The following is a 25018-nucleotide window of genomic DNA, read 5'->3' on the forward strand; positions in this document are numbered from 1 at the left end:
CCGTGGGAAAAGTTCAGGGGACTTTATCGGCCGACAGGAAGCGACGCAAACCACAGGACGTTTTGTCCTTCATCCATTGGCGGATTTTCTGTAGGGTCGAGGGCAACAGGCAGGCCAGAAAACAAACAAGAGGCAGACATGCAGACCGACTTTCCCACCCAGCCCGGCTATCGCACCCAGCGTGAACAGTTTCTGGCCGCAGCGACCACGGCCGGCGCGACGCTGACTGAGTACCCGCATCCGCTCAAAGGGCCGTTCGGTGAGCCGTTGAGCACCGATGTGGCGGTACTCGGTGATCCGGGCGCCAAGCGCTTGCTGGTCGCGTTGAGCGGCACTCACGGGGTCGAAGGTTTCTATGGCTCGGGCTGTCAGATCAAATGGATGCAGGAGTTGGGCAAGCGTTCACTGCCGGCTGATGTCGCCGTGGTGTTCGTTCATCTGATCAATCCCTGGGGCACGGCGTGGTTGCGCCGGGTCAACGAAGACAACATCGACCTGAACCGCAATCACCTGAACTTTGAGCATCCACTGCCGGACAACCGGGCCTACGCCTCGCTGCATGAAATCTATGCCTGCACTGAGTTGGCAGGCCCCGAGCGTGATCGCGCCGATGCGCTGCTCAACCAGCAGATCCACGATCACGGCTGGCCGGCGGTGATGTCGATTGTCGAGGGCGGCCAGCACAGTCATCCCGATGGTCTGTTTTATGGCGGGCGGGCACCGGCCTGGTCGAACCGTACGTTGCACCAGATCCTGCAAAAGCATGTCGCCCACGCGGAGGTCGCGATGTGCTTTGACCTGCACACCGGCGCCGGGGAGTACGGCCATCCGATGTTGCTGACCATCACCGAGTCGGCCTACCCGGCGCTGCCAGAGGCGCAGGCCATTTACGGGCCATGGCTCTACACGTTGCTGACCGGTGCCGATACGCTGAGCGAAACCGGCGTGGCCGCGACGGCAACCGGCTACACCTCGCAGGCGCTGATCGACGCGTTGCCGCAGGTGCGCCTGATGCCTTTCGTGATTGAGTGCGGGACGTATCCGGGGGCCGAGGTTCATCGTCATCTGCGTGACGATCATTGCCTGCATCTGCACGGCAATCCGAGTGATGCGGTAGGGCGTGAGATCAAACTGAATCTGCTGGAGCAGTTCTATCCTGCCGACAGCGACTGGCAGGCGATGGTCTGGTTGCGTACGTGGCAGATATGGGAGCGGGGGTTGTCGGCGCTGGCGGCAATGCGTTCCTGACAGGCGTTGTGGTCCGGTTCAGGTTTTGTGGAGCCTGTCAGGCCGCCATCGCCAGCAAGCCGGCTCCTACAGGTTTTGTGTCGGGCAAAGAGTTCGCGCATGACACATGCCCGTGTATGTGTTGGCCAAAGAATCCGTGCACTTTTCTCCGGGCATAAAAAAACGGCCTACCTTTCGGTAAGCCGTTTTTAGTACTTGGTGGCTACACAGGGACTTGAACCCCGGACCCCAGCATTATGAATGCTATGCTCTAACCAACTGAGCTATGTAGCCAAGTGGCGCGCATTATTCACCGGTAATGCAGATGCGTCAAGCGTAAATCTAAAATATTTCTCTACACTTTCAACCGCTTATCCTCCAGAGCCGAAAAACCGGACCGGGGGAGGGCGTCAACCGAGCTGGAATCTCCCGGTATTGGCACTCAGGGCCTTGCTGCCCTGGCTCAAGGTGTCCGCCGCCAGGTTCACCGCCCGCGCGCCTTCGAGCAAACGGACAGCCGCCTGATCGACCTGCTGGATGTTGCCGCTGACTTCGTCGGCAGTGGTCGCTTGCTCGTCGACCGCCGTGGCAATTTGCGCCAACGTGTCGGTGACGCTCTGCACGGCACTGGCGATTTCCCCCAGTCGTTCGCCGAGGCCAGTGACTGCTTGCGCATCGGATTGCGCCTGGCCACAGGCGGCTTCCATCAGGCTCACGGCTTCGTTCACCGTGTTGCGCAGGCTGTCGACGGTGCCGGCGATCTGCGCAGTGGACGATTGGGTGCGCTGCGAGAGGCTGCGCACTTCATCGGCCACCACCGCAAAGCCACGGCCCTGTTCACCGGCACGCGCGGCCTCGATAGCGGCGTTGAGCGCCAACAGGTTGGTCTGCTCGGCGACACCGCGAATGGTGTCGACCACCAACTGAATCTGCTGCCCTTGTTCGCTGACCCGTCCGAGTGCGGCCGCCGTGTCGTTCAAACGCTGGTTGAGCTGCTGGATGCTCGCCGTTGTGCGCTGGCTGTCACGGCTACTGTCGGCAGCAATGCGCTGGGTATGCTGAGCGCTGCCGGAGGCCTGTTCGCAACTCTGGGCAACCCCTTGGGAAGTGGCGGCCAATTGCGTTGCCGCTGCCGCAATCTGGCTGATCTGCAATTGCTGCGCCTCGACCTCGCCCAAGGCGCCACTGGAATGGTGATTGAGCGTGCGCACCGCGTTACTCAGCTGCAAGGTTTCGTGATCGACCCCCAACAGACTATTGCGCAGTTGCACCACCGCAACGTTGAGCGCGGTGCTGATCGCCGCCAGTTCGTCGCGGCCTTCAACCGGCACTTGCAGGCTCAGATTGCCGTCGCGCAAGGCTTCGGCCAGCAGCGTGATGCCGCTGGCGCTGCGGCGGATCGAAGCCTGCAAGCAGATGAACAGGTACAACGCGGCCAGCAGCAGGCAACCAAAGATCACGGCCACCAGGATGAACTGGCGGATCGCCGAGCCATGGTAGTAGTCCAGACGCTGATCCAGCGAGACCAACGACTGCTGACGCAGCGAGGCGAGGTCGGTGAGCAGGCTGTCCAGGCTGCGTTCGAACTCCTCGGGTTTGAGTTTGATGCTGCCGCCAAACACGCCGTCATCGAGGACTTTCAGCTCGGCGTCGAGGTGTTTGAGGTTGTCATGGTACTGCCCGGCCCACGCCTGCAAGGCACTGGGCAGGCGCGCTTCCAGCAGGCCTGCGGTTTTGACAAGCTGCTCACGGGCGTCGCCGATGCGGCTACGCAGGTCGCGCAATTGCAGGCGGCTTTGCAGGGTGAATTGCCCGGACACCACCGACGCCTGGCCGACGCTGGCCAGACGGCCGACGCGCTCAATCAGGTCCGGCGCGTGTTGCGTCGAGATCTGCGTCAGCAGGTAGGTTTCCAGCCACGGTGCGAGGGTCAGGCGATTGTCCATGGCGATCTGCTCGCGCAGGGCCTGCAGGGCACTCAAGGCGTTGGTGAAACGGTCGTAACCGTCCGGCCACCAGCCGACGCTGCTCAGGCTTTTCGAATCGAGGCCGTTGAGCGCGGTTTGCAGCGCTTGGTAGCGAGTGAGGGTTTCGCCCTCGGCGCCTTCGGTTTGCAACGCGTTGCCAAGGTCCGTGGTGGCTTGCGCGACCGCCGGCTGAACGGCATCGAACGCCGCCATCGCGGCGAGGGTGGCCGGTGTCGGTTGGCGATTGGTCTCGGTGGCACGCCAGCGCGCGGCGCGGTCACGCTGGGCGGCGAGCAGGTTATCCAGCGCATCCAGCGCGAGCAGCTGCCTAACCCCGGCACGTTCGCCGGAAATCAGGTTCAGTTTGGCGCGATAGTCCTGGCCGATCATCAGCAGGCTACCCGCCAGTGGCAGGATAAACAGCAGAAACAACAACTGAAATTTACGGGCGAAGCCGAAACGCCCCAGCAACCCGATCCCCGGAGATAAAAAAGCCTGCATGCCCCATGACTCCTCTGGACACCACGCACCAATGGCGTGCGTCGAGGTCGTTGCGACCGCGACTCGTGCCCTTTTTAAAGGCCTCGAAAGTTCACCCTCGCCAGCTCTGTAGGCCGACTCTGTAGCGAAACTTCCCATTCTCGGTGCCCTTTGTAAGGGCGCCGCGTTGAAGCGGATAACAAGGCAAGATTCAGACCATGGCGTTGCGCTATTACTTGCGGAAATTAGTTCGTTAGCTGGCTAAGGGGATGGCGCTGCTGCACTGAAAAATGGCACATTGACGCACCTGCCCGTGTGCACCCATCTGTTGTACGGAAACTCCCATGGCTATCAGCAATGCCCAGACCGGCGCGACGCCGGCATCCGCGACGTCACAAAGCAGCCCTCTGGTCATGCGCATCATCGGCGCCGTGGCGCTGGCGCATTTGATCAACGACCTGATTCAGTCGGTGCTGCCGTCGATCTACCCGATGCTCAAGGCCAACTACGGCCTGACCTTCACCCAGGTCGGCCTGATCACCCTGACCTTTCAACTGACGGCCTCGCTGTTACAACCGTGGGTCGGTTACCACACCGATCGTCATCCCAAACCCTGGCTGCTTCCGGCCGGTACGGTGTGTACGTTGATTGGTATTTTGATGATGTCGGTGGTCGGCAGCTTTCCGATGATCCTGCTGGCGGCAGGGCTGATCGGTATTGGTTCCTCGACCTTTCACCCGGAAGCCTCCCGTGTGGCGCGACTGGCTTCGGGCGGGCGCTTCGGTCTGGCGCAATCGACGTTCCAGGTGGGCGGTAACGCGGGTTCGGCCTTCGGTCCATTGCTGGCGGCGGCGATCATCATTCCGTTCGGCCAGGGCCATGTGGCGTGGTTCGGCTTGTTCGCGTTGTTTGCGCTGTTCGTGCTCTACCGGATCAGCCGTTGGTACGCCAATCACTTGAACCTGTTCAAGCTCAAGCAAGGTCAGGCGGCCACTCATGGCTTGTCGAAGGGCAGGGTCACCAGTGCGTTGGTGGTGCTTGGGCTGCTGGTGTTCTCCAAGTATTTCTACATGGCCAGTCTGACCAGTTACTTCACCTTTTACCTGATCGAGAAATTCGACCTCTCGGTGGCCAGTTCGCAGCTGCATTTGTTCCTGTTTCTGGGGGCGGTGGCGGCGGGGACTTTCTTCGGCGGGCCGATTGGCGACAAGATCGGGCGTAAGGCGGTGATCTGGTTTTCGATCCTTGGGGTTGCGCCGTTCACCCTGATCCTGCCGCATGTTGATTTGTTCTGGACCAGCATTCTGAGCGTGGTGATTGGCTTCATCCTGGCCTCGGCATTCTCGGCCATTGTGGTTTATGCACAGGAATTGGTGCCGGGTAATGTCGGGATGATTGCCGGGGTGTTCTTCGGGCTGATGTTCGGTTTCGGCGGGATTGGCGCGGCGTTGCTGGGGCATCTGGCGGACGTGCACGGCATCGAATACGTGTACTTCCTGTGCTCGTTCCTGCCGTTGTTGGGCGTGTTGGCGATCTTCCTGCCAAGAACCAAAAAGGCCTGATCTATACATTTCTTCTGTAGGAGCCGGCTTGCTGCGGGCGGCGTTCCGACGATGAACGATCACGCGGACTGGCTGGTTAGCCGCGGTGTCTGGATCGTCGGAACGCCGCCCGCAGCAAGCCGGCTCCTACAGGATTACGGTGAACGGGATTTCAGGCACAAAAAAGCCGCGTATCAAACGCGGCTTTTTCTTGGGCTGCTGTCTTACACGTTAAAACGGAAGTGCATCACGTCGCCGTCTTTCACGATGTAGTCCTTGCCTTCCAGACGCCATTTACCGGCTTCTTTGGTGCCGGCTTCGCCCTTGTACTGGATGAAGTCGTCGTAGGCGATGACTTCGGCGCGGATGAAGCCTTTTTCGAAGTCGGTGTGGATCACGCCAGCGGCTTGCGGTGCGGTGGCACCAACGCGGACAGTCCAGGCGCGGACTTCTTCGACACCGGCGGTGAAGTAGGTCTGCAGGTGCAGCATTTCGTAGCCAGCGCGGATCACGCGGTTCAGGCCAGGCTCTTCGAGGCCCAGGGCTTCGAGGAACATGTCTTTCTCTTCGCCGTCATCCAGCTCGGCGATTTCCGCTTCGATCTTGTTGCACACCGGAACAACCACGGCGCCTTCTTCTTCGGCGATGGCCCGGACCACGTCCAGGTGCGGGTTGTTTTCGAAACCGTCTTCAGCGACGTTAGCGATGTACATGACCGGTTTGGTGGTCAGCAGGTGGAAGCCCTTGATCACCGCTTTCTCATCGGTGCCCATGTTCTTCATCAGGCTGCGCGCCGGCTTGCCTTCGGTGAAGTGAGCGATCAGTTGCTCCAGCAGGCCTTTCTGGACCACTGCGTCCTTGTCACCGCCCTTGGCGTTGCGTGCGACTTTCTGCAGTTGCTTCTCGCAGCTGTCGAGGTCGGCGAAGATCAGTTCCAGGTCGATGATTTCGATGTCGCGTTTCGGGTCGACGCTGTTGGAGACGTGAATCACGTTCTCGTCTTCGAAGCAGCGGACCACGTGGGCGATGGCATCGGTTTCACGGATGTTGGCCAGGAACTTGTTGCCCAGGCCTTCACCTTTCGAGGCGCCGGCAACGAGGCCCGCGATGTCGACGAATTCCATGGTGGTCGGCAGGATGCGCTTTGGTTTGACGATGGCCGCCAAGGCATCCAGGCGCGGATCCGGCATCGGCACGATACCGCTGTTCGGCTCGATGGTGCAGAAGGGGAAGTTCTCGGCCGCGATCCCGGATTTGGTCAGGGCGTTGAACAGGGTGGACTTACCGACGTTAGGCAGGCCGACGATGCCGCAATTGAATCCCATGGTGTTTTCCCCGAGGAGTAGAGTCAGGCCTTCTGGCTGTGCAGGTTTTTCATCGCGCGGTTCCATTCCCCGGCGAGGATATCCGGCAGCACGCCGAGGGCAAAGTCGATGCTGGCATCGAGTTTTTCCTGTTCGGCGCGTGGCGCACGACCCAGGACGAAATTTGAAACCATACTGGCTACGCCCGGATGGCCAATGCCAAGCCGCAAGCGGTAGAAGGTATTCTGATTGCCCAGTTGCGCGATGATGTCGCGCAACCCGTTGTGACCACCATGGCCGCCGCCCTGTTTGAGTTTGGCAACGCCCGGTGGCAGGTCGAGTTCGTCATGCGCCACGAGGATTTCTTCAGGCTTGATGCGGAAGAATCCTGCGAGTGCCGCCACGGCCTGGCCGCTGCGGTTCATGTACGTGGTGGGAATCAGCAGGCGAACATCCTGACCCTGGTGCGAATAGCGCCCGGTCAGGCCGAAATATTTGCGGTCCGCCACAAGGTTGACGCCTTGTGCGTTCGCGATGCGCTCAACAAAAAGGGCCCCTGCGTTATGCCGGGTCTGTTCGTATTCAGCGCCTGGATTTCCCAGGCCAACGATCAGTTTGATGGCAGTCACGATAGGGGCCCTTCTTTGGAGTGGTGGATAACATCGCTGCAATCCGGGTGTGCGGCGAAAGTGGACGACAAGTGCTCATTTACCATTATGTAAACTCCGCGTTCTCGCCCGCTTTCTCGCTACGTTCCAGTCCGCGATGTTACCGGGTCACTCCGGCATCACAGAGTGAATTACTCTGCAGCGCCTTCAGCAGCTTCTGGAGCAACACGTGGAGCGTGGACGTTGGCAACAGCCTTGTCATCGCCGTGTGCCAGAGCAACAAACTCAACGCCTTTAGGGGCTTTGAGGTCGGACAGGTGAATGATCGAACCGATTTCGGCGTTAGCCAGGTCGACTTCGATGAATTCAGGCAGGTCTTTTGGCAGGCAGGTCACTTCGATTTCAGCAACAACGTGCGAAATCTCGCCGCCTTTCTTCGCTGGTGCTTCTTCGTTGATGAAGTGCACTGGAACGATAGCGGTCAGCTTTTGGCCGGCAACTACGCGTACGAAGTCAGCGTGCATCACGTGGCCTTTGGCCGGGTGACGCTGCAGAGCTTTGATGATTACGTTTTGCTTGGTGCCACCAACGTTCAGCTCGATGATGTGGCTGTAAGCCGCTTCGTTTTCGAGCAGTTTGGCAACTTCTTTAGCCAGCATGCTGATGGATTCAGGGGCTTTTTCGCCACCGTAAACTACAGCTGGTACCAGGCTTGCGAGACGACGCAGGCGGCGGCTCGCACCTTTCCCCAGGTCGGAACGCACTTCAGCATTCAGAGTAAAATCGTTCATGTTGTATCTCCAAAATAACCACATTCGCCCCAGCGTTTGCGACCAGCGCTAAAGGCGATATGGGCAAAAAAGCCCCGCCCCGACAGGAATGCCGGGGCGGGGCGCTTTTCGTCAACGAGCTGTTCGAGAAGGGCAGGGCCCTTAACGGAACATCGCGCTGATCGATTCTTCATTGCTGATGCGGCGGACCGCTTCAGCAACAACCGGCGCGATATCCAGTTGACGGATACGCGAGCAGGCTTGAGCAGCAGCGGACAACGGGATGGTGTTAGTCACCACCAGTTCGTCCAGCATGGAATTTTCAATGTTTTCGATCGCCCGACCGGACAGCACAGGGTGTGTGCAGTAGGCGAAAACCTTGGCAGCGCCATGCTCTTTCAAAGCCTTTGCCGCGTGGCACAGAGTGCCGGCGGTATCGACCATGTCATCGACCAGAATACAGGTACGCCCTTCGACATCACCGATGATATGCATCACTTCAGAGTGATTGGCTTTCTCACGGCGTTTGTCGATGATCCCGAGATCCACGCCCAGGGATTTGGCAACAGCACGTGCACGCACGACGCCGCCAATGTCCGGGGACACGATCATCAGGTTTTCGAAGCGCTGATCTTCAATGTCATCCACCAGAACGGGGGAGCCGTAGATGTTATCTACCGGAATATCGAAGAAACCCTGGATTTGGTCAGCATGCAGATCAACCGTGAGAACACGGTCGATGCCGACTACGGTAAGCATGTCAGCAACGACTTTCGCGCTGATAGCCACACGTGCGGAACGCGGACGGCGATCCTGACGGGCATAACCAAAGTAAGGAATAACAGCAGTAATACGAGTAGCCGAGGAGCGGCGGAAGGCATCAGCCATCACTACCAGTTCCATCAGGTTATCGTTGGTCGGAGCGCAAGTCGGCTGAATAATGAAGACATCTTTACCGCGGACGTTTTCATTGATCTCGGCTGTAATCTCGCCGTCGGAAAACTTACCGACAGAGATGTCACCGAGAGGGATATGCAGCTGACGTACGACACGCCGAGCCAGATCGGGGTTAGCATTCCCCGTAAAGACCATCATCTTGGACACGCGCAGTACCTAGAGGCTGAGGGTAACCTGGATGAGTATAGAAAATGGCAGGGGCGGCTGGATTCGAACCAACGCATGGCAGGATCAAAACCTGCTGCCTTACCGCTTGGCGACGCCCCTGTATCTGTTGCAACGATTACCCAGTAATCGGTTCCTTTAGAGCAGACTTTGCAGCTTGCGATGCAACATCGAAACGTTGCTTCCCTTTGCTACAAACCCTGTAAGGGTCTCTGTAAGAAGGGCCGAGACTTTATCAGCTTCAGCTTTGCTTGGGAAGCCCCCAAACACACAACTTCCAGTTCCGGTGAGTTTTGCTTCGGTAAAATTACCTAACAAATTCAATGCGTTACGTACATCTGGATAACGCCTTGCAACCACCGGTAAGCAGTCATTTCGACTGTTTCCCTTGGGAACGGGGCGCACTTTAATGGGAGAAGAGTTACGTGTCAACAACGGATCTGAAAAAATTTCTGCTGTACTTACAGATACTTGCGGCACAAGCACGAGATACCACGGTTCTTCGGGGTCTACAGGGGTGAGTTTCTCCCCCACACCCTCGGCGAAAGCCGCGTGGCCACGCACGAAAACCGGGACGTCGGCGCCCAGCGTCAAGCCCAGTGCGGCCAGTCGATCCTCATCCCAACCCAGTTGCCAGAGGTGATTGAGCCCAAGCAAAGTCGTCGCGGCATTTGAACTGCCGCCACCGATGCCGCCGCCCATGGGCAGAATTTTTTCGATCCAGATGTCGATGCCGAGCGAACAACCGGATTGCTCCTGAAGTTTTTTTGCCGCTCGAACAATCAGATTGCTGTCGTGCGGTACGCCATCGAATTCGGTGTGCAGTTGAATCACGCCGTCGTCGCGCACGGCGAAAGTGATTTCATCGCCGTAGTCGAGAAACTGAAAAATCGTCTGCAACTCGTGGTAACCGTCTTCACGGCGACCGAGGATGTGCAGCATCAGATTGAGTTTGGCCGGGGAGGGCAGCGTCAAGCGTGGGGTCGTCATGTTCATTGCCCCAGTTTGCGCGGTTGCCATTCCTTGATCACCAGCGTGACATCAAGGTTGGTGCCATGCAGTTTGATCCGCTCGGGCAGCCAAAAGCCGTTTTGCTCGGCGTAACTCAGGTATTCGACTTGCCAGCCATCCTGTTCCAGATTGGCCAGGCGGCTATCGGTGTCCAGGGTCAGGCGGCTCTTGCTGTCCGGCGCCGGGAGTCCGCGGACCCACCACGCCAGATGGGACACCGGCAACTTCCAGCCGAGCTGTTCTTCGAGCAGCACTTCCGGCGTCGGCGCTTCATAGCGCCCCTGATTGGCGACTTCCAGCGAAACCTTTCCGGGGTGTCCGGTCAGGCGTGCGGCGCCGCGACCCAGAGGGCCCGAAAGGCGAATGTCGTAATAGGACTGGCGCTGCAACCAGAACAGCGTGCCGCTGCCCGAGTCTTTTGGCGCGCGAATGCCGATCTTGCCGTTGATCTGCCAGCCGTCGAGGCCGGTCAGTTGTTCTTTGTGAACGCGCCACAGGCCGGCGTCGCCCTGACCCTGTACCGATTCGCGGGCACCGAAGCCCGCGCAACCGGCGAGCAGGGCGATGAAACTGAAAACGATGAAGTGGCGCAAAAACATAAGCTTAAAGAGTCTCTGATCCGGTCAGGCGCTTGATGGTGCCGCGCAGGATTGGGCTGTCGGGTTGTTCCTTGAGGAACTTGCCCCAGATTTGTTTGGCTTCGCGCTGCTTGCCATTGGCCCACAGGACCTCACCGAGGTGAGCGGCCACTTCCTGGTCGGGAAAACGATCCAGTGCCTTGCGCAGCAGTTTTTCCGCTTCGTCGAGATTGCCCATGCGGAAATTCACCCAGCCGAGGCTGTCGAGTACCGCCGGGTCTTCCGGATTGATCTGGTGCGCCTGTTCGATCAGGGCCTTGGCTTCGGCATAACGCGTCGTGCGGTCGGACAAGGTGTAGCCGAGGGCGTTCAGTGCCATGGCGTTGTCCGGGTCGCGCTTGATGATCAGCCGCAGGTCTTTTTCCATCTGCGCCAGGTCATTGCGTTTTTCCGCCTGCATGGCCCGGGTGTACAGCAGATTCAGATCGTCCGGGTATTGCTGCAAGGCTTTATGCAGAACATTCCAGGCCTTGTCCCCCTGTTTATTGGCGGACAGGGTTTCGGCTTCGATCAGATACAGCTGAATCGCGTAATCGGGTTGTTCGTCACGCTCGGCCGCCAGGCGGCTTTGCGCTTCGGCGGTCTTGCCGTTGTTCATCAGGATATCGGCCTGACGCAATTGTGCCGGCAGGTAGTCGTTGCCCGGGCCGACCTTGGCGTATTCGATCAGGGCGCCCTGGGGGTCGTTGCGCTCTTCAGCGATACGGCCGAGGTTCAGGTGTGCCGAGTCGACATGGCTTTCTCGGGCGATCAGGTCTTCCAGGTAGCCCTTGGCCTCGTCCCAGGCCTTGGCTTCCAGGCACACCAGCGCCAGGGAGTAACGCAATTCGTCGTCTTCGGGGTATTGCTGAACCAGGCTCGAAAACTCGACTTTGGCGTCGTCCATCCGGTCCTGTTCGACCAGCATGCGGGCATACGTCAGGCGCAGGCGTTTGTCGTCCGGGTACTTCTTGATGCTTTTTTGCAGCAGCGGCAACGCCTCATCACCACGATTGAGCGTTTGCAGCAGGCGTGCGCGCAGCAGAATCGGGGCTATTTCGCCGTCATCCGGCGGGTTGTCTTCCAGCAGCGTCAGTGCGCCTTTGCTGTCGCCGTCCTGTTGCATCAACAAGGCCTTGCCGAAAATCAGCTGGCTGTTGTTGGGGTGACGCTGCAACAAACGGTCAAAACTTTTCATCAGGCCGTTGCGGGTTTCCTGATCGGTATCGGCCGCAGACAGGGCCAGAAAATCGAAATGCGTGTCGCCCTTGCCTTGCAGGACTTTCTCCATATAGGCCATGGAGTCGTCATAACGCCCGGCGCGCGCCAGTTGCACGGCCGCGGCCCGTTGCGCCTCGAGGTCGTCCGGGGCGTTTTTCGCCCAGATCAGTGCAGTGTCCAGGGCGGCCTGATCGGCGCCCAGGTACTCGGCGATGCGAAACGCCCGTTCGGAGATGCCCGGATCCTGGGTGTTGATGGCCTGGGTCACGTAGTTGTCCAGCGCAATGTCGAAACGATTGCGTTGGCCAGCCAGTTCGGCGCTCAACAGGCTGAAGATGGTTTCTTCGCTGAATGAGCTGTAGACCTTGGGCTTTTCAGGGGCCGGAGTGCTGTCTTCGACCGGCGACGTACCGTCCGACGAAACGGGTGCCAAGGCCTGGCAGCCGCTGAGGAAGACAAAAGCGAGGAGCAACGCGGAAGATCTATTCATATAGGAAGAGGACGACTAACCTGCGGTTAGATCATCATGACACAAGCCTTCGGCCAAACATAACCGGCCGGGCATTTTCCCTGAAGCACGCGACAAACCCCTGTAGGAGCCGGCTTGCTGGCGATGGACTTGCAGGCGCCGCATCCTTTCCAGGAATAAATGCGCCATCGTTCACGACCATCGCCAGCAAGCCGGCTCCTACAAAGGTTGCGTGGAAGTCGGGTAAACGAGAACCGCTCGCAAATTCGGGCATCGGCTACCAGGTCAATAGAGATCGAGTAGTTGTTCTGAATCTGTCGAAGTAGGACAATTGCCGGCTTCACGTCACCATCAGCGACCTTGAATGGCCTTCCTTGCACTCGGTATTAACCACAAGACTGCTTCAGTAGACGTCCGCGAGCGCGTGGCCTTTACCCCTGAGCAGCTGGTGGAGGCCTTGCAGCAGCTCTGCCGACTCACCGACAGCCGCGAAGCTGCGATCCTCTCCACCTGCAATCGCAGTGAACTCTATATAGAACAGGATCACCTTTCGGCGGACATCGTGCTGCGCTGGCTGGCCGATTATCACCATCTGAGCCTCGACGAGCTGCGCGCGAGCGCTTATGTGCACGAAGATGATGCGGCAGTTCGTCACATGATGCGGGTCGCCTCCGGGCTCGATTCGCTGGTGCTGGGCGAGCCGCAGATCCTCGGCCAGATGAAATCCTGCTACGCCGTGGCCCGCGAGGCCGGCACCATCGGTCCGCTGCTCGGGCGTTTGTTCCAGGCCACGTTCAATGCGGCCAAACAAGTGCGCACCGACACCGCCATCGGCGAGAACCCGGTGTCCGTGGCGTTTGCCGCAGTCAGCCTGGCGAAACAGATTTTCAGCGACCTGCAACGCAGCCAGGCCTTGCTGATCGGTGCCGGCGAGACCATCACCCTGGTCGCCCGCCATCTGCATGAACTGGGGGTAAAACGCATCGTCGTCGCCAACCGCACCCTGGAGCGCGCAAGCATTCTGGCCGAGCAGTTTGGCGCCCATGCCGTGTTGCTCTCGGACATCCCGGCCGAACTGGTGCGCAGCGACATCGTCATCAGTTCCACCGCCAGCCAGTTGCCGATCCTCGGTAAAGGTGCGGTGGAAAGTGCCTTGAAACTGCGCAAGCACAAACCGATCTTCATGGTGGACATCGCCGTCCCGCGCGATATCGAGCCTGAAGTCGGCGAGTTGGACGACGTTTACCTTTATAGCGTCGACGATCTCCACGAAGTGGTCGCCGAAAACCTCAAGAGCCGTCAAGGCGCTGCGCAAGCGGCGGAAGAGATGGTTTCGGTCGGCGCCGAAGATTTCATGATCCGTCTGCGCGAACTGGCAGCGGTGGATGTTCTCAAGGCCTATCGCCAACAAAGCGAACGCCTGCGTGACGAAGAATTGCAGAAGGCCCAACGCATGCTGGCCAACGGCAGCAGCGCCGAAGACGTGCTGGTGCAACTGGCGCGTGGCTTGACCAACAAACTCTTGCACGCCCCGAGCGTGCAGTTGAAAAAGCTCTCAGCCGAAGGTCGCCTCGACGCACTGGCCATGGCCCAGGAACTCTTTGCCCTCGGTGAGGGCTCATCGGATAGCTTTTCGGATAAAAAACCGCAATGAAAGCGTCACTGCTCAATAAGCTGGACATCCTCCAGGACCGTTTCGAGGAATTGACCGCCTTGCTTGGCGACGGCGAGGTCATTTCCGACCAGACCAAATTCCGCGCCTATTCCAAGGAATACGCGGAAGTCGAGCCGATTGTCGACGCCTATAAACAGTTGCTCAAAGTACAGAGCGACCTCGAAGGCGCCCAGGCACTGCTCAAGGACAACGACCCGGACATGCGTGAAATGGCCGTGGAAGAAGTCCGCGAAGCCAAAGAGCAATTGATCGAGATCGAAGCCAGCCTGCAACGCATGCTGCTGCCCAAGGACCCGAACGACGGGCGCAACGTGTTCCTTGAAATCCGCGCCGGCACCGGCGGTGACGAGGCGGCGATCTTCTCCGGCGACCTGTTCCGCATGTACTCGCGTTACGCCGAGCGTCGCGGCTGGCGTGTGGAAATCCTCTCGGAAAACGAGGGCGAGCATGGCGGCTATAAAGAAGTCATCGCCCGCGTCGAAGGCGACAACGTCTACGGCAAGCTGAAATTCGAATCCGGCGCGCACCGCGTGCAACGGGTTCCGGCCACTGAATCCCAAGGGCGTATCCACACTTCGGCGTGCACCGTGGCGGTATTGCCCGAGCCGGATGAGCAGGAAGCGATCGAGATCAATCCGGCGGACCTGCGGATCGATACCTACCGTTCTTCCGGTGCCGGTGGCCAGCACGTCAACAAGACGGACTCGGCGATCCGCATCACGCACTTGCCGTCCGGTATCGTCGTCGAGTGCCAGGAAGAACGTTCCCAGCACAAGAACCGCGCCCGGGCGATGTCCTGGCTGTCGGCCAAGCTCAATGATCAGCAGACCAGCGCAGCGGCGAATGCCATCGCCAGCGAGCGTAAGTTGCTGGTCGGTTCGGGTGATCGCTCCGAGCGCATCCGCACCTACAACTTTGCCCAGGGCCGGGTCACCGACCACCGGGTCAACCTGACGCTGTATTCCCTCGACGAAATTCTCGCGGGCGGTGTCGATGCGGTGATCGAACCGTTGCTGGCCGAGTACCAGGCCGACCAATTGGCAGCGATAGGTGACTAAATGACGATCATTGCCAGTTTGTTGCGCGCCGCTGATTTACCCGACTCGCCGACGGCGCGTCTGGATGCCGAATTGCTGCTGGCGGCGGCGTTGGGCAAGTCCCGCAGTTTTCTGCACACCTGGCCGGAGCGCATCGTTCCAAGCGACGCCGCGCTGAAGTTTGCCGAGTACCTGCAACGCCGTCGTGGCGGTGAGCCGGTGGCTTACATTCTGGGCCAGCAAGGTTTCTGGAAGCTGGATCTGGAAGTTGCGCCGCACACCTTGATCCCGCGCCCGGACACCGAATTGCTGGTGGAAGCCGCGCTGGAATTGTTGCCCGCCACGCCCGCGAAGGTCCTCGATCTTGGCACCGGCAGCGGCGCCATTGCGTTGGCCCTGGCCAGCGAGCGTCCGGCGTGGAGCGTCACCGCTGTGGATCGTGTACTCGAAGCCGTGGCTTTGGCCGAGCGCAATCGTCAGCGTTTGCACCTGAACAACGCCACCGTGCTGAGCAGTCATTGGTTCAGCGCCCTGGAAGGTCAGCGTTTTCAACTGATCATCAGCAACCCGCCGTACATTGCATCCGCCGATCCGCATCTGGTGGAAGGTGATGTGCGCTTCGAACCGGCCAGTGCCTTGGTGGCTGGAGTCGACGGGCTCGACGATCTGCGTTTGATCGTCGCCCAGGCCCCGGATTATCTGGAAGCGGGCGGCTGGCTGATGCTCGAACACGGTTATGATCAAGCCGAAGCCGTGCGCGATTTGTTGCAGACACGCGGCTTTGAAGAAGTCCACAGCCGCACCGATCTGGGCGGTCACCAACGGATCAGCCTGGGGCGCCTGCCGTGCTGAATGATCAGGAATTGTTGCGTTACAGTCGGCAGATTCTGTTGCAGCACGTCGACATCGACGGCCAGTTGCGATTGAAAGAAAGCCGCGTGTTGATCATCGGTCTCGGCGGGCTCGGTTCGCCGGTTGCGCTGTACCTCGCCGCCGCGGGCGTCGGCGAGCTGCATCTGGCGGACTTCGACACCGTCGACCTGACCAACCTGCAACGCCAGATCATTCACGACACCGACAGCGTCGGCCAGACCAAGGTCGATTCGGCGATCCGCCGCCTGAGCGCGATCAACCCCGAGATCAAGCTGGTCGCCCATCGTGCCGCGCTGGACGAAGATTCCCTGGCCGCTGTGGTGGCCACTGTGGACCTGGTCCTCGACTGTTCCGACAATTTTTCCACCCGCGAAGCGGTCAACGCTGCGTGCGTGGCGGCCGGCAAGCCGTTGGTCAGCGGCGCAGCGATTCGTCTTGAAGGGCAATTGTCGGTGTTCGACCCGCGCCGTCCGGACAGTCCGTGCTACCACTGTTTATACGGGCACGGCAGCGAAGCTGAATTGACGTGCAGTGAAGCGGGCGTCGTCGGTCCTTTGGTGGGACTGGTCGGCAGCCTTCAGGCGCTGGAAGCCATGAAACTGTTGGCCGGTTTCGGCGAACCGCTGGTAGGGCGCCTGTTGTTGATCGATGCCTTGGGTTCGCGCTTCCGTGAATTGCGCGTCAAGCGTGATCCGGGCTGCAGCGTCTGTGGGCCGAAACATGCGTGAAGCGCCCATTGGCGTGTTCGACTCCGGGGTCGGTGGGCTGTCGGTGCTGGCCGAGGTCCAGCGTTTGCTGCCCAACGAGTCTCTGCTGTACGTCGCCGATTGCGGCAATATTCCCTACGGCGAGAAAACCCCGGAATTCATTCGCCATCGTTGCAGCGTGATGGCCGAATTTTTTCAGCAGCAAGGCGCCAAGGCCCTGGTGCTGGCCTGCAACACGGCGACGGTGGCCGGTGTTGCCGATTTGCGGCGCGACTTCCCCGAGTGGCCCATCGTCGGCATGGAGCCTGCGGTCAAACCGGCCGCCGCCGCGACCCGCAGCGGCGTGGTCGGTGTCCTCGCCACCACGGGCACCTTGCAGAGCGCCAAGTTCGCTGCGTTGCTCGACCGTTTCGCCACCGATGTGCAGGTGATCACCCAACCGTGCCCGGGGCTGGTGGAGCTGATTGAAAACGGCGATCTGCACAGTCCCGCCCTGCGTGAGTTGCTGGCCCGCTATGTCGGGCCGCTGCTCGCCGCGGGCTGCGACACGATAATTCTCGGCTGCACGCATTACCCCTTCCTAAAGCCGTTGCTTAAGCAGATGATCCCCGAGGACATCAGCCTGATCGATACCGGCGCCGCCGTCGCGCGACAACTTCAGCGGCTGTTGGCCGAGCGTGAATTGCTGGCTGAGGGTCCAGTTCGTGCAGCGCAATTCTGGACGAGTGCCGATCCGGAACATTTCAGAAATATCTTGCCGATACTGTGGAATACCGCTGGCGTTGTGCAAAGCTTCAATAGGTAGTTTGGGGAAACGGGTAATTGGGGTGAACTTCTGATTAAGCGTCGGCTTCTATTGCGGTAAGCAACAAAAAAACCATACGAAATCGTACGGAAAAGGATGTTTCTATGAAGCGACTATTCTGCTTGGCCGCGATTGCGGCCGCATTGATGGGGCAAAGTTATACCGCACAGGCGGCAGGCGTGGAGTTCGGGGTCGGCCAGACCAGCGATTCGACCATGACCTATCGTTTGGGCATGCAATTCGATTGGGACAAGAGCTGGTTGCAAAGTGACGTCGGTCGTTTGACCGGTTACTGGAGTGGTGCCTACACCTATTGGGAAGGCGACAAGACTTCCAGCAACCACAGCCTGTCTTTCTCGCCGGTGCTTGTTTATGAGTTTGCCGGTCAGAACGTCAAACCTTATCTAGAGCTCGGGGTTGGCGTGGCGGCGTTCTCGAATACCGAACTTGAAGGCAACGAACTGGGCAGTGCCTTTCAGTTCGAAGACCGTTTCGGCTTCGGTCTGCGTTTTGCGGGCGGGCATGAAGTCGGGATTCGTGCGACGCACTATTCTAATGCGGGGCTCAGCAGCCCGAACGATGGTGTAGAAAGTTACGCGCTGCACTACACGATGCCGTTGTAAGGTCAAAAGCTTCGCGGGCAAGTCGGATCGCCGCACCGCTCGCTCCTACAAGTTTCATGTCGTATTCACCGTTACGACATATCGCAAAACCTGTAGGAGCGAGGCTTGCCCGCGAAGGCGTCAGATCAGGCAACACATTTCTAAATCATCGATACGCCGTGCTAATCCCCTGGCGCTCTTCGATGCACTCCGGTGCGCCCATCTCGAACTCCCGGCAGATCAGCGGGCGTTTTTCGTAGATCGTGCACATCATCGTGTTGCGATCCAGCGCAGCGCACCAGCCGTCGTCCAGGCGCAGCATGACTTCCCCGCCCCAATCATCGGTATCGATAAAACGTTCGGGCACGCCCGTGTCGGTGATCAGCATCACTTCGAGCTGGCAGCAGCAGGCCGCGCAGGTCGAGCACGTGACCGCAGGCTCGGTGATTTGCGTGTGGGGAATGGTTTTCATGGCACGCAGTGTAAGTCAGTCGGTCGGTGCTGTGTGAAAGGCCGGACGGACGCTCAGTCGTGGGTGTCGGACGACGCCAGGCGCCGGGCCATGAAATGCAGCGTGGGAAACAGCAGCGCCCAGAGTAATCCGATGCCGATCAGCGTCGGTAATTGGCCGTAAGGGAATTGCACCCCGGCCAGTTGTCCTCCCGCGTAATACGACAACGGCCCACCCACGGCGCCCAGCAAGCAGCCCAGCCACCAGGGCGTTGCGCTCCATTGCAGGCAATGGCGCAACGTCGTGGCCAGCAACGCCCACAACAGCATCAGCCATAGCGGAATCAGCGGCGCGACATCGTTGAACTCGAACACCCCCAGCCAGCGCAATGAGCTGTCGACGGTCGTGCCCAGCAGCACAACGCTGAGAATCAGCCGGCCTTCGTCCGCCCAACGACTTATCCACAGCAGATGAATCACCAAAGCGCCCAGCGCCACCAATAACCACAGACTGTTGCCGCCGATCACGCAGGCAAGCCAGCCGAGCTGGAACAGCACGGCGTTGGCCTGGCGTTCAAGCATCGAAACGGCCGAGCAGCGGCGCGGTGATCGCCGAAGGTTTGGCCAGCAGCAACTGCGCGGTGCCGATGGTGCGCTCCAGGAAACCACCTTCGCAGTAGCACAGGTAAAACTCCCACAGCCGCAGGAAATAATCGTCGTAGCCCAATTCGCTCAAGCGGCCTTGGGCGCGGCGAAAATTCTCATGCCACAGGCGCAAGGTTCGCGCGTAGTGCAGGCCAAAATCCTCCATGTGCAGCAAGTTCATGTCGGTGTCGCGGCTGACGATCTCGAGCATTTTCTGCACGCAGGGCAGGGCGCCGCCGGGGAAGATGTAGCGCTGAATGAAGTCGACACTGCCCTTGGCCTGCTCGTAGCGCTGTTCGCGGATGGTGATCGCCTGCAACAGCATCAAGCCATTGCTCTTGAGCAAGTGCGCACACTGCTTGAAGTAGGTCGGCAGAAAGCGATGGCCCACGGCTTCGATCATCTCGATCGACACCAGTTTGTCGTACTGCCCGGTGAGGTCGCGGTAATCCTTGAGCAACAAGGTGACCTGGTCTTGCAACCCGAGGGTTTCGATCCGTTGCGCGGTAAACGCGTACTGCTCCCTGGACAACGTGGTGGTGGTGACTTTGCAGCCATAATTCTGCGCCGCGTACAGCGCCATGCTGCCCCAGCCGGTGCCGATTTCCAGCAGGTGATCGCTGGGTTTGAGGTCGAGTTTCTGGCAGATCCGCTCCAGTTTGTTCAGCTGCGCCTGTTCCAGACTGTCCTCGGGACTTAGAAATTGTGCGGCCGAATACATCATGGTCGGGTCGAGAAACTGTTCGAACAGGTCGTTTCCCAGGTCGTAGTGAGCGGCGATGTTTTTCTGCGAACCCTTGCGTGTATTGCGATTGAGCCAGTGCAGGCCTTGAACGAAGGGCCGGCCGAGTTTCGCCAGGCCGCCTTCCAGCGAATCAAGTACTTCAAGGTTACTGACGAACACGCGAACCACCGCCGTCAGGTCCGGCGAGCTCCAGTAACCGTGGATAAATGCCTCGCCCGCGCCGATCGAACCGTTACTCGCCACCAACCCCCACGCCGCTGCGTCGAGGATGTGGATTTCCCCCTGCAAATGACTGCCAGCGGTGCCGAAGACCTGCCGCTCGCCGTCCTCGATCACCACCAGTTGCCCGTGCTTGAGGTGCGCCAGTTGCCGCAGCACACCGCGACGCAGCAACGTCCCGGTCAAGCCGTTAGTGCTGAGTAGAGTGGCTTTGGCCGAGACGCTAGAGGATTTCATGGCGGCGATCCTTGGGCGGAACGGTGGCGGTTTGAAAGCTGCCGTCGGCAGCTTGATGAGCAAATATCGGCGCGCGTTTGAACAGCAGGCGCAGGGCTTGCCAATAAATCGCCAGGCAGGTTTTTGCGGTCATCCACGGAAAGCGCCGCAGGTATCGGTGCAGGCTGGCGCGACTCAGGGCTTCGCGTTTCAGGTTGAGCGTGGCGTCGAACAGCTTCAGTTCGCCCTGCCAGTCGGCCATGTGCACGCCGAGTTTTTTCGCGACAGGGCTGAAGCTCATACGGTGTTCGAGATCGCGTGGCAGAAACGGCGACACATGAAAGGCCTTGGCCACGGCGAAATGCTGATGGAAATCGCGCAGGTCATCCGGTGTCCTGGCCGGCAACACGTAGTGATAACGCTCGCGCCACGGGGTATTGGTGACTTCGGCAACGATTGCCGCCAGTTGGCCGTCGGCTTCGTAACAATAAAAAAAGCTCACCGGGTTGAACGCCAGGCCCCAACTGCGGGGCTGGGTCAGCAGGCAGACTGAACCTTGTGGCGCATGACCAATGGCCTGGCGGACCTGTTCGCGCACCGCATCGATCAGGCGCATTCCATTGCCGGTGAAGGCTTTGAGGTAGTCGCTTTCGCGAAACGAAAACGGCGAGAAACGGCGGTTGCCCGACAGCGGCGATAACCCGAGTACGGCGTCCTGTTCATCGAGATCGAGGTACAGCAGGCCGATCCGGTAACGGAATTCATGGCGCCTTGGGGCAAACCGCCGATGGGCGATCCAGCCGTTGTAGAGCGCGCTGTTCACAGCACTTCCCCGAACGAACGGGCCACGCGCAACGCGCTGACCACGCCATCTTCATGGAAACCGTTGGCCCAGTAGGCGCCGCAATAAAAGCTGTGTTGCGCGCCGTTCAATTCTTCCCAGCGCTCCTGCGCCGCCACCGCCGCCAGGCTGTATTGAGGATGGGCGTAGGTGAATCGGCCGAGCACCATGGCCGGGCTGATGCCGGCGCTCTGGTTGAGGCTGACGCAAAACGTGGTGTCGCTCTGGATGCCTTGCAGGATGTTCATGTCGTAGGTGACCGCCGCCAGCGTATGGCCGGCGCCACCGAGGCGGTAATTCCAGCTGGCCCGGGCGAGTGTGCGCGACGGCAGCAGGCGAGTGTCGGTGTGCAGCACCACTTCGTTGTCGGCGTAGGGCAGGGCGCCGAGGATCGACTGTTCGGCATCGCTCGGTTTGGCCAGCAGTTTCAGCGCCTGATCGCTGTGGCAGGCGAACACCACTTTGTCGAAGCGTTCGCTGCCGGCGCGGCTGTGGATCACGACGCCATCGGCATCGCGCTCGACCTGCATCACGGGGCAGTTGAGGCGGATTTTCCGGTTAAAGGTTGCGGTCAACGGTGCGATGTAAGCACTCGAGCCGCCCTCGATCACACGCCATTGCGGGCGATTGTTGACCGACAGCAAACCGTGATTCTTGAAAAACCGCACAAAGAATTGCAGCGGAAAATTCAGCATGTCGGCCATCGGCATCGACCAGATCGCCGCGCCCATCGGCACGATGTAATGCAGGATGAACCGCTCGCCGTAACCGCCGGCCTTGAGGTATTCATCGAGCGTGGTGTGCGCCGCGATCCGGCCCTCGGACAAGTCGAGCCGGGCGCGTTTGTTGAAGCGCACAATGTCGCGCAGCATGCCCCAGAACCCCGGCGACAGCAGGTTGCGGCGCTGGGCGAACAGGCTGTTGAGGTTGTTGCCGTTGTACTCCAGGCCGCTGTCCGGATCGGTGACCGAGAAACTCATCTCGGTCGCTTTGAAACCCACGCCGATCTGACCCAGCAAGCGAATGAAGTTCGGGTAGGTCCAGTCGTTGAACACGATGAAACCGGTGTCCACGGCATGACGCTCGCCATCGACCTTCACGTCCACGGTGTGGGTGTGGCCGCCGACCCGGTCATCGGCCTCGAACAGGGTGATCTCGTGGCGGCGATTCAGCAGGTAAGCACTGGTCAGCCCCGAGATGCCGCTGCCGATGATGGCGATGTTCACGGCACGTCCTTGATCGGCGGACTGCTGCGGACCATGCGTTTGCCGATGGCGAGCTTCACCCGGTTGGGCATTTTCGACAGCGGCCAGAGCGCCGCCATGAACAGCGCCGGGAACGCGATCTCCAGTGGCCGATGCTTCAGTTTTTCGAAGATGTGCCGCGCCGCTTTGCCCACCGGCCAACTGAGCGGCATCGGGAAATCGTTCTTCGCCGTCAGCGGAGTCTCGACGAACCCCGGGCTGACTACGGTGACTTCGATGCCTTCGGGCGCCAGGTCAATGCGCAACGATTCGAACAGATAACGCAGCCCGGCCTTCGACGCGCCATACGCCTCCGCCCGTGGCAGCGGCAGGTAAGTCACCGAACTGGCGACGCCCACCAGATGCGGCGCAAGGCCTTTGCGCAACAGCGGCAGGGCGGCTTCGATGCAGTAACTGCTGGCCAGCAGATTGGTGCGCACCACGTGCTCGACGAGCGACGAATCGAACTGCTGAACGTCGACGTATTCGCAGGTGCCAGCATTGAGAATCACCGTATCCAGCGAGCCCCAGTCTTGCGCGATCTGCTCGCCGATTTCGCGTACGGTCTGGCTGTTGGTCAGGTCACCCGCCACCACCAGCACTTGCCCGGGATAGCGTTGCGACAAGACTTTCATCGGCGCCAGCGAACGTGAACTGACCGCCAGATGGGCGCCGGTTTTCAGAATCTCCTCGGCCAGCGCGGCGCCAATGCCACTGCTGGCGCCAGTCAGCCAATATCGTCGTGGAGGTGTAAGGCTCATCCCATTCTCCTTTTCAACCAGGCAATTGCCCAGCCCAATACGGGTACATGTTCGTAAAGCAGCGCCCCGGCATCGAAGTAATCCCGGTGGCGATAAACCTTGTCACGCCAGAGCAGGTGCGAGCAGCCCTCCACCCGAATCAAGCGCCCGCCGGCCAGATGCGGATGGCGGTAGCTCATGACCCAGCGCAGATAACCTTCGCCTTCGCCGATCTGGTCGAAGCCGTGAAAATCGAAACGCAGCTCGCTGACGTTGGCGTAGAGCTCGCTGAAATAACTGCGCAAATGCGCGAGGCCCTGTACTTCGTGCAGCGGATCGGTGAAGTGCACGTCGTCGGCGTACAGCTCATTCAGGCGCTGCAGGTTGTCTTTGTTCAGCTCGGCAAACTGCCAGGCGAAGCGGCGCAGGAAATCACTCATAACCGCCTCCCGCGTTCTGTCGCGACGGCAGGTTTTTGAACGCCGCCAGTGCGCGTGCACGGGATGTACTTAGATTGACGATCGGCGACGGATAACCTGCCACGCCAAACAACCCGCCGAGGTTCGCCGGGTTGTGCACGTCTTTCTTGTTCAGTCCGGCCAGCTCCGGCAACCAGTGCTTGATGAACAGGCCTTCGCTGTCGAATTTTTCCGATTGGCTGAGCGGGTTGAAAATCCGGAAGTAGGGCGCCGAATCGGTGCCGGTGGATGAGCTCCATTGCCAGCCGCCGTTATTCGCCGCGAGATCGCCATCGATCAGGTGCCGCATGAAAAAACGTTCGCCTTCACGCCAGTCGATCAGCAGGTTTTTGGTGAGGAACATCGCCACCACCATGCGCAAGCGGTTGTGCATCCAGCCGGTTTCAAGCAGTTGGCGCATCGCTGCGTCAATGATCGGCAGACCGGTGCGCGCTTCTTGCCAGGCTGCCAGTTCGTCGGGGGCATCGCGCCAGGCCAGGGCTTCGGTTTCCGGGCGGAAGGCGCGGTGACGGGAGACGCGCGGGTAGCCCACCAGAATGTGTTTGTAGAACTCGCGCCACAGCAATTCGTTGATCCAGGTGACGGCGCCGACTTTGCCGCTTTCGAACTCGCCCTGATTGCTTTGCAGGGCAGCATGCAAGCACTGGCGCGGGGAAATGACGCCGGCCGCCAGGTAAGCCGAGAGCTGACTGGTGCCGGGTTTGGCCGGGAAGTCACGTTCACTTTTGTAGTAGTCGATCTGCGCATCGGCGAAGGTGTCCAGACGGCGTCGGGCTTCGGCTTCACCGGCGGGCCAGAGATTGCGCAAGGTGTCGCTGGGCGTGTCGAAGCCTGCAACGCTTGAAGGGATTTCATCGCTGTCGATGTTCAGCTTCGATTGCACCGCTGGCGCCCTGACGAGACTCGGCAATGAACGGTGCAGACGGTCGTAGCAGACTTTGCGGAACTGACTGAAGACCTGGAAATAGGTGCCGGTCTTGGTCAGCACGGTGCCGGGGCTGAACAGCAACTGATCGAGGTAGCTATAAAAGTCGACGCCTATGGTTTTCAGTGCGTCGGCCACCGCCGCATCACGACGGCTTTCGTGAATGCCGTATTCCTCGTTGACGTGCACCGCGTCGATCTTCAACTGCTGGCACAGGTCGAGCAGAACCTTCGGCGCTTCATCCCAGCGAGAGGCCGTGCGAATCAGCAACGGGATGTTCAACTCGCCGAGTGCGTGGCTCAGTTCACGGAGGTTGCGCAGCCAGAAATCCACTTTGCACGGCGCGTCGTCATGCTCGCGCCATTGTTCCGGGCTCAACAGGTACACCGCCACGCTCGGCCCCCGGGAAGCGGCGGCCGAGAGGGCGGTGTTGTCATGTAGACGCAAGTCGCTGCGCAGCCAGATCAATTGCATGGTG

Annotated in this window: 24 protein-coding genes and 2 tRNA genes; 8 read left to right on the forward strand and 18 right to left on the reverse strand. The window is 59.9% G+C overall.

From position 1 onward, the window contains the following. Positions 1-138 precede the first annotated feature (138 nt). A complete protein-coding gene (locus tag IB245_RS24380; protein WP_192228941.1) occupies positions 139-1248 on the forward strand; it encodes a DUF2817 domain-containing protein in 1110 nt (369 codons plus the stop codon). Positions 1249-1444: 196 nt separating this feature from the next. On the opposite strand, the gene IB245_RS24385 is transcribed toward IB245_RS24380, so the two are convergent. Together IB245_RS24385 and IB245_RS24390 are read right to left on the reverse strand one after the other, a co-directional pair. Next, positions 1445-1521 (reverse strand) — tRNA-Met (locus IB245_RS24385). A gap of 116 nt (positions 1522-1637) precedes the next feature. Next, positions 1638-3833, reverse strand: coding sequence for a methyl-accepting chemotaxis protein (locus IB245_RS24390; protein ID WP_412548045.1), 2196 nt, complete (start codon positions 3831-3833; stop codon positions 1638-1640). Positions 3834-4018: 185 nt separating this feature from the next. Between IB245_RS24390 and IB245_RS24395 the strand changes: the two genes are divergently transcribed. After that, entirely contained in the window at positions 4019-5236 is a 1218-nt protein-coding gene (locus tag IB245_RS24395; RefSeq protein WP_008037203.1) for an MFS transporter, read from the forward strand. Between the two features lie 203 nt (positions 5237-5439). Here the strand turns inward: IB245_RS24395 and ychF are convergent, their stop codons facing one another. The 8 genes from ychF to IB245_RS24435 all read right to left on the reverse strand — a co-directional run bounded on the left by ychF (position 5440) and on the right by IB245_RS24435 (position 12358). Continuing rightward, positions 5440-6540 (reverse strand): redox-regulated ATPase YchF, encoded by a 1101-nt coding sequence (gene ychF, locus IB245_RS24400; protein ID WP_008025847.1) that lies wholly within the window; start codon positions 6538-6540, stop codon positions 5440-5442. Between the two features lie 23 nt (positions 6541-6563). Further along, positions 6564-7148 (reverse strand): aminoacyl-tRNA hydrolase, encoded by a 585-nt coding sequence (gene pth, locus IB245_RS24405; protein ID WP_008037207.1) that lies wholly within the window; start codon positions 7146-7148, stop codon positions 6564-6566. Between the two features lie 170 nt (positions 7149-7318). Further along, positions 7319-7918, reverse strand: a complete 600-nt coding sequence (locus IB245_RS24410; RefSeq protein ID WP_008025849.1) for a 50S ribosomal protein L25/general stress protein Ctc — start codon at positions 7916-7918, stop codon at positions 7319-7321. A gap of 141 nt (positions 7919-8059) precedes the next feature. Then, positions 8060-9001 carry a ribose-phosphate pyrophosphokinase gene (locus tag IB245_RS24415; protein ID WP_003208392.1) on the reverse strand — a complete coding sequence of 314 codons (942 nt, stop codon included), beginning with the start codon at positions 8999-9001 and terminating at the stop codon, positions 8060-8062. Between the two features lie 45 nt (positions 9002-9046). Further along, positions 9047-9121, reverse strand: a tRNA-Gln gene (locus tag IB245_RS24420). Positions 9122-9157: 36 nt separating this feature from the next. Further along, positions 9158-10009: a 4-(cytidine 5'-diphospho)-2-C-methyl-D-erythritol kinase gene (ispE, locus tag IB245_RS24425; protein ID WP_032828609.1), complete on the reverse strand. Its 852-nt coding sequence runs from the start codon at positions 10007-10009 to the stop codon at positions 9158-9160. A gap of 2 nt (positions 10010-10011) precedes the next feature. Further along, entirely contained in the window at positions 10012-10629 is a 618-nt protein-coding gene (gene lolB, locus IB245_RS24430) for a lipoprotein insertase outer membrane protein LolB (protein WP_192228942.1), read from the reverse strand. Positions 10630-10633: 4 nt separating this feature from the next. Next, the gene (locus tag IB245_RS24435; RefSeq protein ID WP_008025853.1) at positions 10634-12358 is read right to left on the reverse strand and encodes a tetratricopeptide repeat protein; all 1725 of its coding nucleotides are present in this window, start codon (positions 12356-12358) and stop codon (positions 10634-10636) included. Between the two features lie 343 nt (positions 12359-12701). Between IB245_RS24435 and hemA the strand changes: the two genes are divergently transcribed. The 6 genes from hemA (at position 12702) to IB245_RS24465 (ending at position 18057) form a co-directional block, all read left to right on the forward strand. Further along, a complete protein-coding gene (gene hemA / locus IB245_RS24440) occupies positions 12702-13991 on the forward strand; it encodes a glutamyl-tRNA reductase (protein WP_008025854.1) in 1290 nt (429 codons plus the stop codon). After that, the gene (gene prfA, locus IB245_RS24445; protein WP_008025856.1) at positions 13988-15070 is read left to right on the forward strand and encodes a peptide chain release factor 1; all 1083 of its coding nucleotides are present in this window, start codon (positions 13988-13990) and stop codon (positions 15068-15070) included. Before hemA ends, prfA begins: the two co-directional genes overlap by 4 nt. After that, positions 15071-15901 (forward strand): peptide chain release factor N(5)-glutamine methyltransferase, encoded by an 831-nt coding sequence (prmC, locus tag IB245_RS24450; protein ID WP_008037210.1) that lies wholly within the window; start codon positions 15071-15073, stop codon positions 15899-15901. It begins immediately after the preceding gene. Continuing rightward, complete coding sequence (locus IB245_RS24455; protein WP_008025859.1) at positions 15895-16650, forward strand: molybdopterin-synthase adenylyltransferase MoeB; 756 nt, start codon at positions 15895-15897, stop codon at positions 16648-16650. The genes prmC and IB245_RS24455 overlap by 7 nt, the downstream gene beginning before the upstream one ends. Continuing rightward, a complete protein-coding gene (gene murI / locus IB245_RS24460; RefSeq protein ID WP_008037212.1) occupies positions 16643-17434 on the forward strand; it encodes a glutamate racemase in 792 nt (263 codons plus the stop codon). Before IB245_RS24455 ends, murI begins: the two co-directional genes overlap by 8 nt. 104 nt (positions 17435-17538) lie before the next feature. Further along, positions 17539-18057 (forward strand): acyloxyacyl hydrolase, encoded by a 519-nt coding sequence (locus IB245_RS24465; RefSeq protein WP_192228943.1) that lies wholly within the window; start codon positions 17539-17541, stop codon positions 18055-18057. Between the two features lie 145 nt (positions 18058-18202). On the opposite strand, the gene IB245_RS24470 is transcribed toward IB245_RS24465, so the two are convergent. From IB245_RS24470 to phrB, 8 genes are read right to left on the reverse strand one after another with little or no spacing between them, the layout of a single operon-like run. Further along, positions 18203-18508: a YkgJ family cysteine cluster protein gene (locus IB245_RS24470; protein ID WP_008025864.1), complete on the reverse strand. Its 306-nt coding sequence runs from the start codon at positions 18506-18508 to the stop codon at positions 18203-18205. A 53-nt stretch (positions 18509-18561) separates the two neighbouring features. Then, positions 18562-19068, reverse strand: coding sequence for a DUF2878 domain-containing protein (locus tag IB245_RS24475; RefSeq protein ID WP_192228944.1), 507 nt, complete (start codon positions 19066-19068; stop codon positions 18562-18564). Next, complete coding sequence (locus IB245_RS24480; RefSeq protein ID WP_008025867.1) at positions 19061-20332, reverse strand: SAM-dependent methyltransferase; 1272 nt, start codon at positions 20330-20332, stop codon at positions 19061-19063. Before IB245_RS24480 ends, IB245_RS24475 begins: the two co-directional genes overlap by 8 nt. Further along, positions 20319-21134 carry a DUF1365 domain-containing protein gene (locus IB245_RS24485; protein ID WP_192228945.1) on the reverse strand — a complete coding sequence of 272 codons (816 nt, stop codon included), beginning with the start codon at positions 21132-21134 and terminating at the stop codon, positions 20319-20321. The genes IB245_RS24480 and IB245_RS24485 overlap by 14 nt, the downstream gene beginning before the upstream one ends. Beyond that, positions 21131-22378 (reverse strand): NAD(P)/FAD-dependent oxidoreductase, encoded by a 1248-nt coding sequence (locus tag IB245_RS24490; RefSeq protein ID WP_192228946.1) that lies wholly within the window; start codon positions 22376-22378, stop codon positions 21131-21133. Before IB245_RS24490 ends, IB245_RS24485 begins: the two co-directional genes overlap by 4 nt. Further along, complete coding sequence (locus IB245_RS24495) at positions 22375-23157, reverse strand: SDR family NAD(P)-dependent oxidoreductase (protein WP_192228947.1); 783 nt, start codon at positions 23155-23157, stop codon at positions 22375-22377. The genes IB245_RS24490 and IB245_RS24495 overlap by 4 nt, the downstream gene beginning before the upstream one ends. Continuing rightward, on the reverse strand, positions 23154-23576 hold the full coding sequence (locus IB245_RS24500; protein WP_192228948.1) for a nuclear transport factor 2 family protein: 423 nt from the start codon (positions 23574-23576) through the stop codon (positions 23154-23156). Before IB245_RS24500 ends, IB245_RS24495 begins: the two co-directional genes overlap by 4 nt. Then, positions 23569-25014: a deoxyribodipyrimidine photo-lyase gene (gene phrB / locus IB245_RS24505; protein WP_192228995.1), complete on the reverse strand. Its 1446-nt coding sequence runs from the start codon at positions 25012-25014 to the stop codon at positions 23569-23571. Before phrB ends, IB245_RS24500 begins: the two co-directional genes overlap by 8 nt. Positions 25015-25018 lie beyond the last annotated feature (4 nt).

This window comes from Pseudomonas sp. PDM02 (assembly GCF_014852285.1).
Lineage (GTDB): Bacteria > Pseudomonadota > Gammaproteobacteria > Pseudomonadales > Pseudomonadaceae > Aquipseudomonas > Aquipseudomonas migulae.

What these genes read in the sequence shown, in the direction of transcription:
- prmC (WP_008037210.1), top strand. Translation starts at nt 15,071, where the DNA reads ATGACGATCATTGCCAGTTTGTTGCGCGCCGCTGATTTACCCGACTCG.
- IB245_RS24475 (WP_192228944.1), bottom strand. Translation starts at nt 19,068, where the DNA reads ATGCTTGAACGCCAGGCCAACGCCGTGCTGTTCCAGCTCGGCTGGCTT.
- murI (WP_008037212.1), top strand. Translation starts at nt 16,643, where the DNA reads ATGCGTGAAGCGCCCATTGGCGTGTTCGACTCCGGGGTCGGTGGGCTG.
- IB245_RS24395 (WP_008037203.1), top strand. Translation starts at nt 4,019, where the DNA reads ATGGCTATCAGCAATGCCCAGACCGGCGCGACGCCGGCATCCGCGACG.
- ychF (WP_008025847.1), bottom strand. Translation starts at nt 6,540, where the DNA reads ATGGGATTCAATTGCGGCATCGTCGGCCTGCCTAACGTCGGTAAGTCC.
- IB245_RS24410 (WP_008025849.1), bottom strand. Translation starts at nt 7,918, where the DNA reads ATGAACGATTTTACTCTGAATGCTGAAGTGCGTTCCGACCTGGGGAAA.
- IB245_RS24480 (WP_008025867.1), bottom strand. Translation starts at nt 20,332, where the DNA reads ATGAAATCCTCTAGCGTCTCGGCCAAAGCCACTCTACTCAGCACTAAC.
- ispE (WP_032828609.1), bottom strand. Translation starts at nt 10,009, where the DNA reads ATGACGACCCCACGCTTGACGCTGCCCTCCCCGGCCAAACTCAATCTG.
- IB245_RS24500 (WP_192228948.1), bottom strand. Translation starts at nt 23,576, where the DNA reads ATGAGTGATTTCCTGCGCCGCTTCGCCTGGCAGTTTGCCGAGCTGAAC.
- phrB (WP_192228995.1), bottom strand. Translation starts at nt 25,014, where the DNA reads ATGCAATTGATCTGGCTGCGCAGCGACTTGCGTCTACATGACAACACC.
- IB245_RS24380 (WP_192228941.1), top strand. Translation starts at nt 139, where the DNA reads ATGCAGACCGACTTTCCCACCCAGCCCGGCTATCGCACCCAGCGTGAA.
- hemA (WP_008025854.1), top strand. Translation starts at nt 12,702, where the DNA reads ATGGCCTTCCTTGCACTCGGTATTAACCACAAGACTGCTTCAGTAGAC.
- IB245_RS24495 (WP_192228947.1), bottom strand. Translation starts at nt 23,157, where the DNA reads ATGAGCCTTACACCTCCACGACGATATTGGCTGACTGGCGCCAGCAGT.
- lolB (WP_192228942.1), bottom strand. Translation starts at nt 10,629, where the DNA reads ATGTTTTTGCGCCACTTCATCGTTTTCAGTTTCATCGCCCTGCTCGCC.
- IB245_RS24435 (WP_008025853.1), bottom strand. Translation starts at nt 12,358, where the DNA reads ATGAATAGATCTTCCGCGTTGCTCCTCGCTTTTGTCTTCCTCAGCGGC.
- IB245_RS24390 (WP_412548045.1), bottom strand. Translation starts at nt 3,833, where the DNA reads ATGGGAAGTTTCGCTACAGAGTCGGCCTACAGAGCTGGCGAGGGTGAA.
- IB245_RS24465 (WP_192228943.1), top strand. Translation starts at nt 17,539, where the DNA reads ATGAAGCGACTATTCTGCTTGGCCGCGATTGCGGCCGCATTGATGGGG.
- IB245_RS24470 (WP_008025864.1), bottom strand. Translation starts at nt 18,508, where the DNA reads ATGAAAACCATTCCCCACACGCAAATCACCGAGCCTGCGGTCACGTGC.
- prfA (WP_008025856.1), top strand. Translation starts at nt 13,988, where the DNA reads ATGAAAGCGTCACTGCTCAATAAGCTGGACATCCTCCAGGACCGTTTC.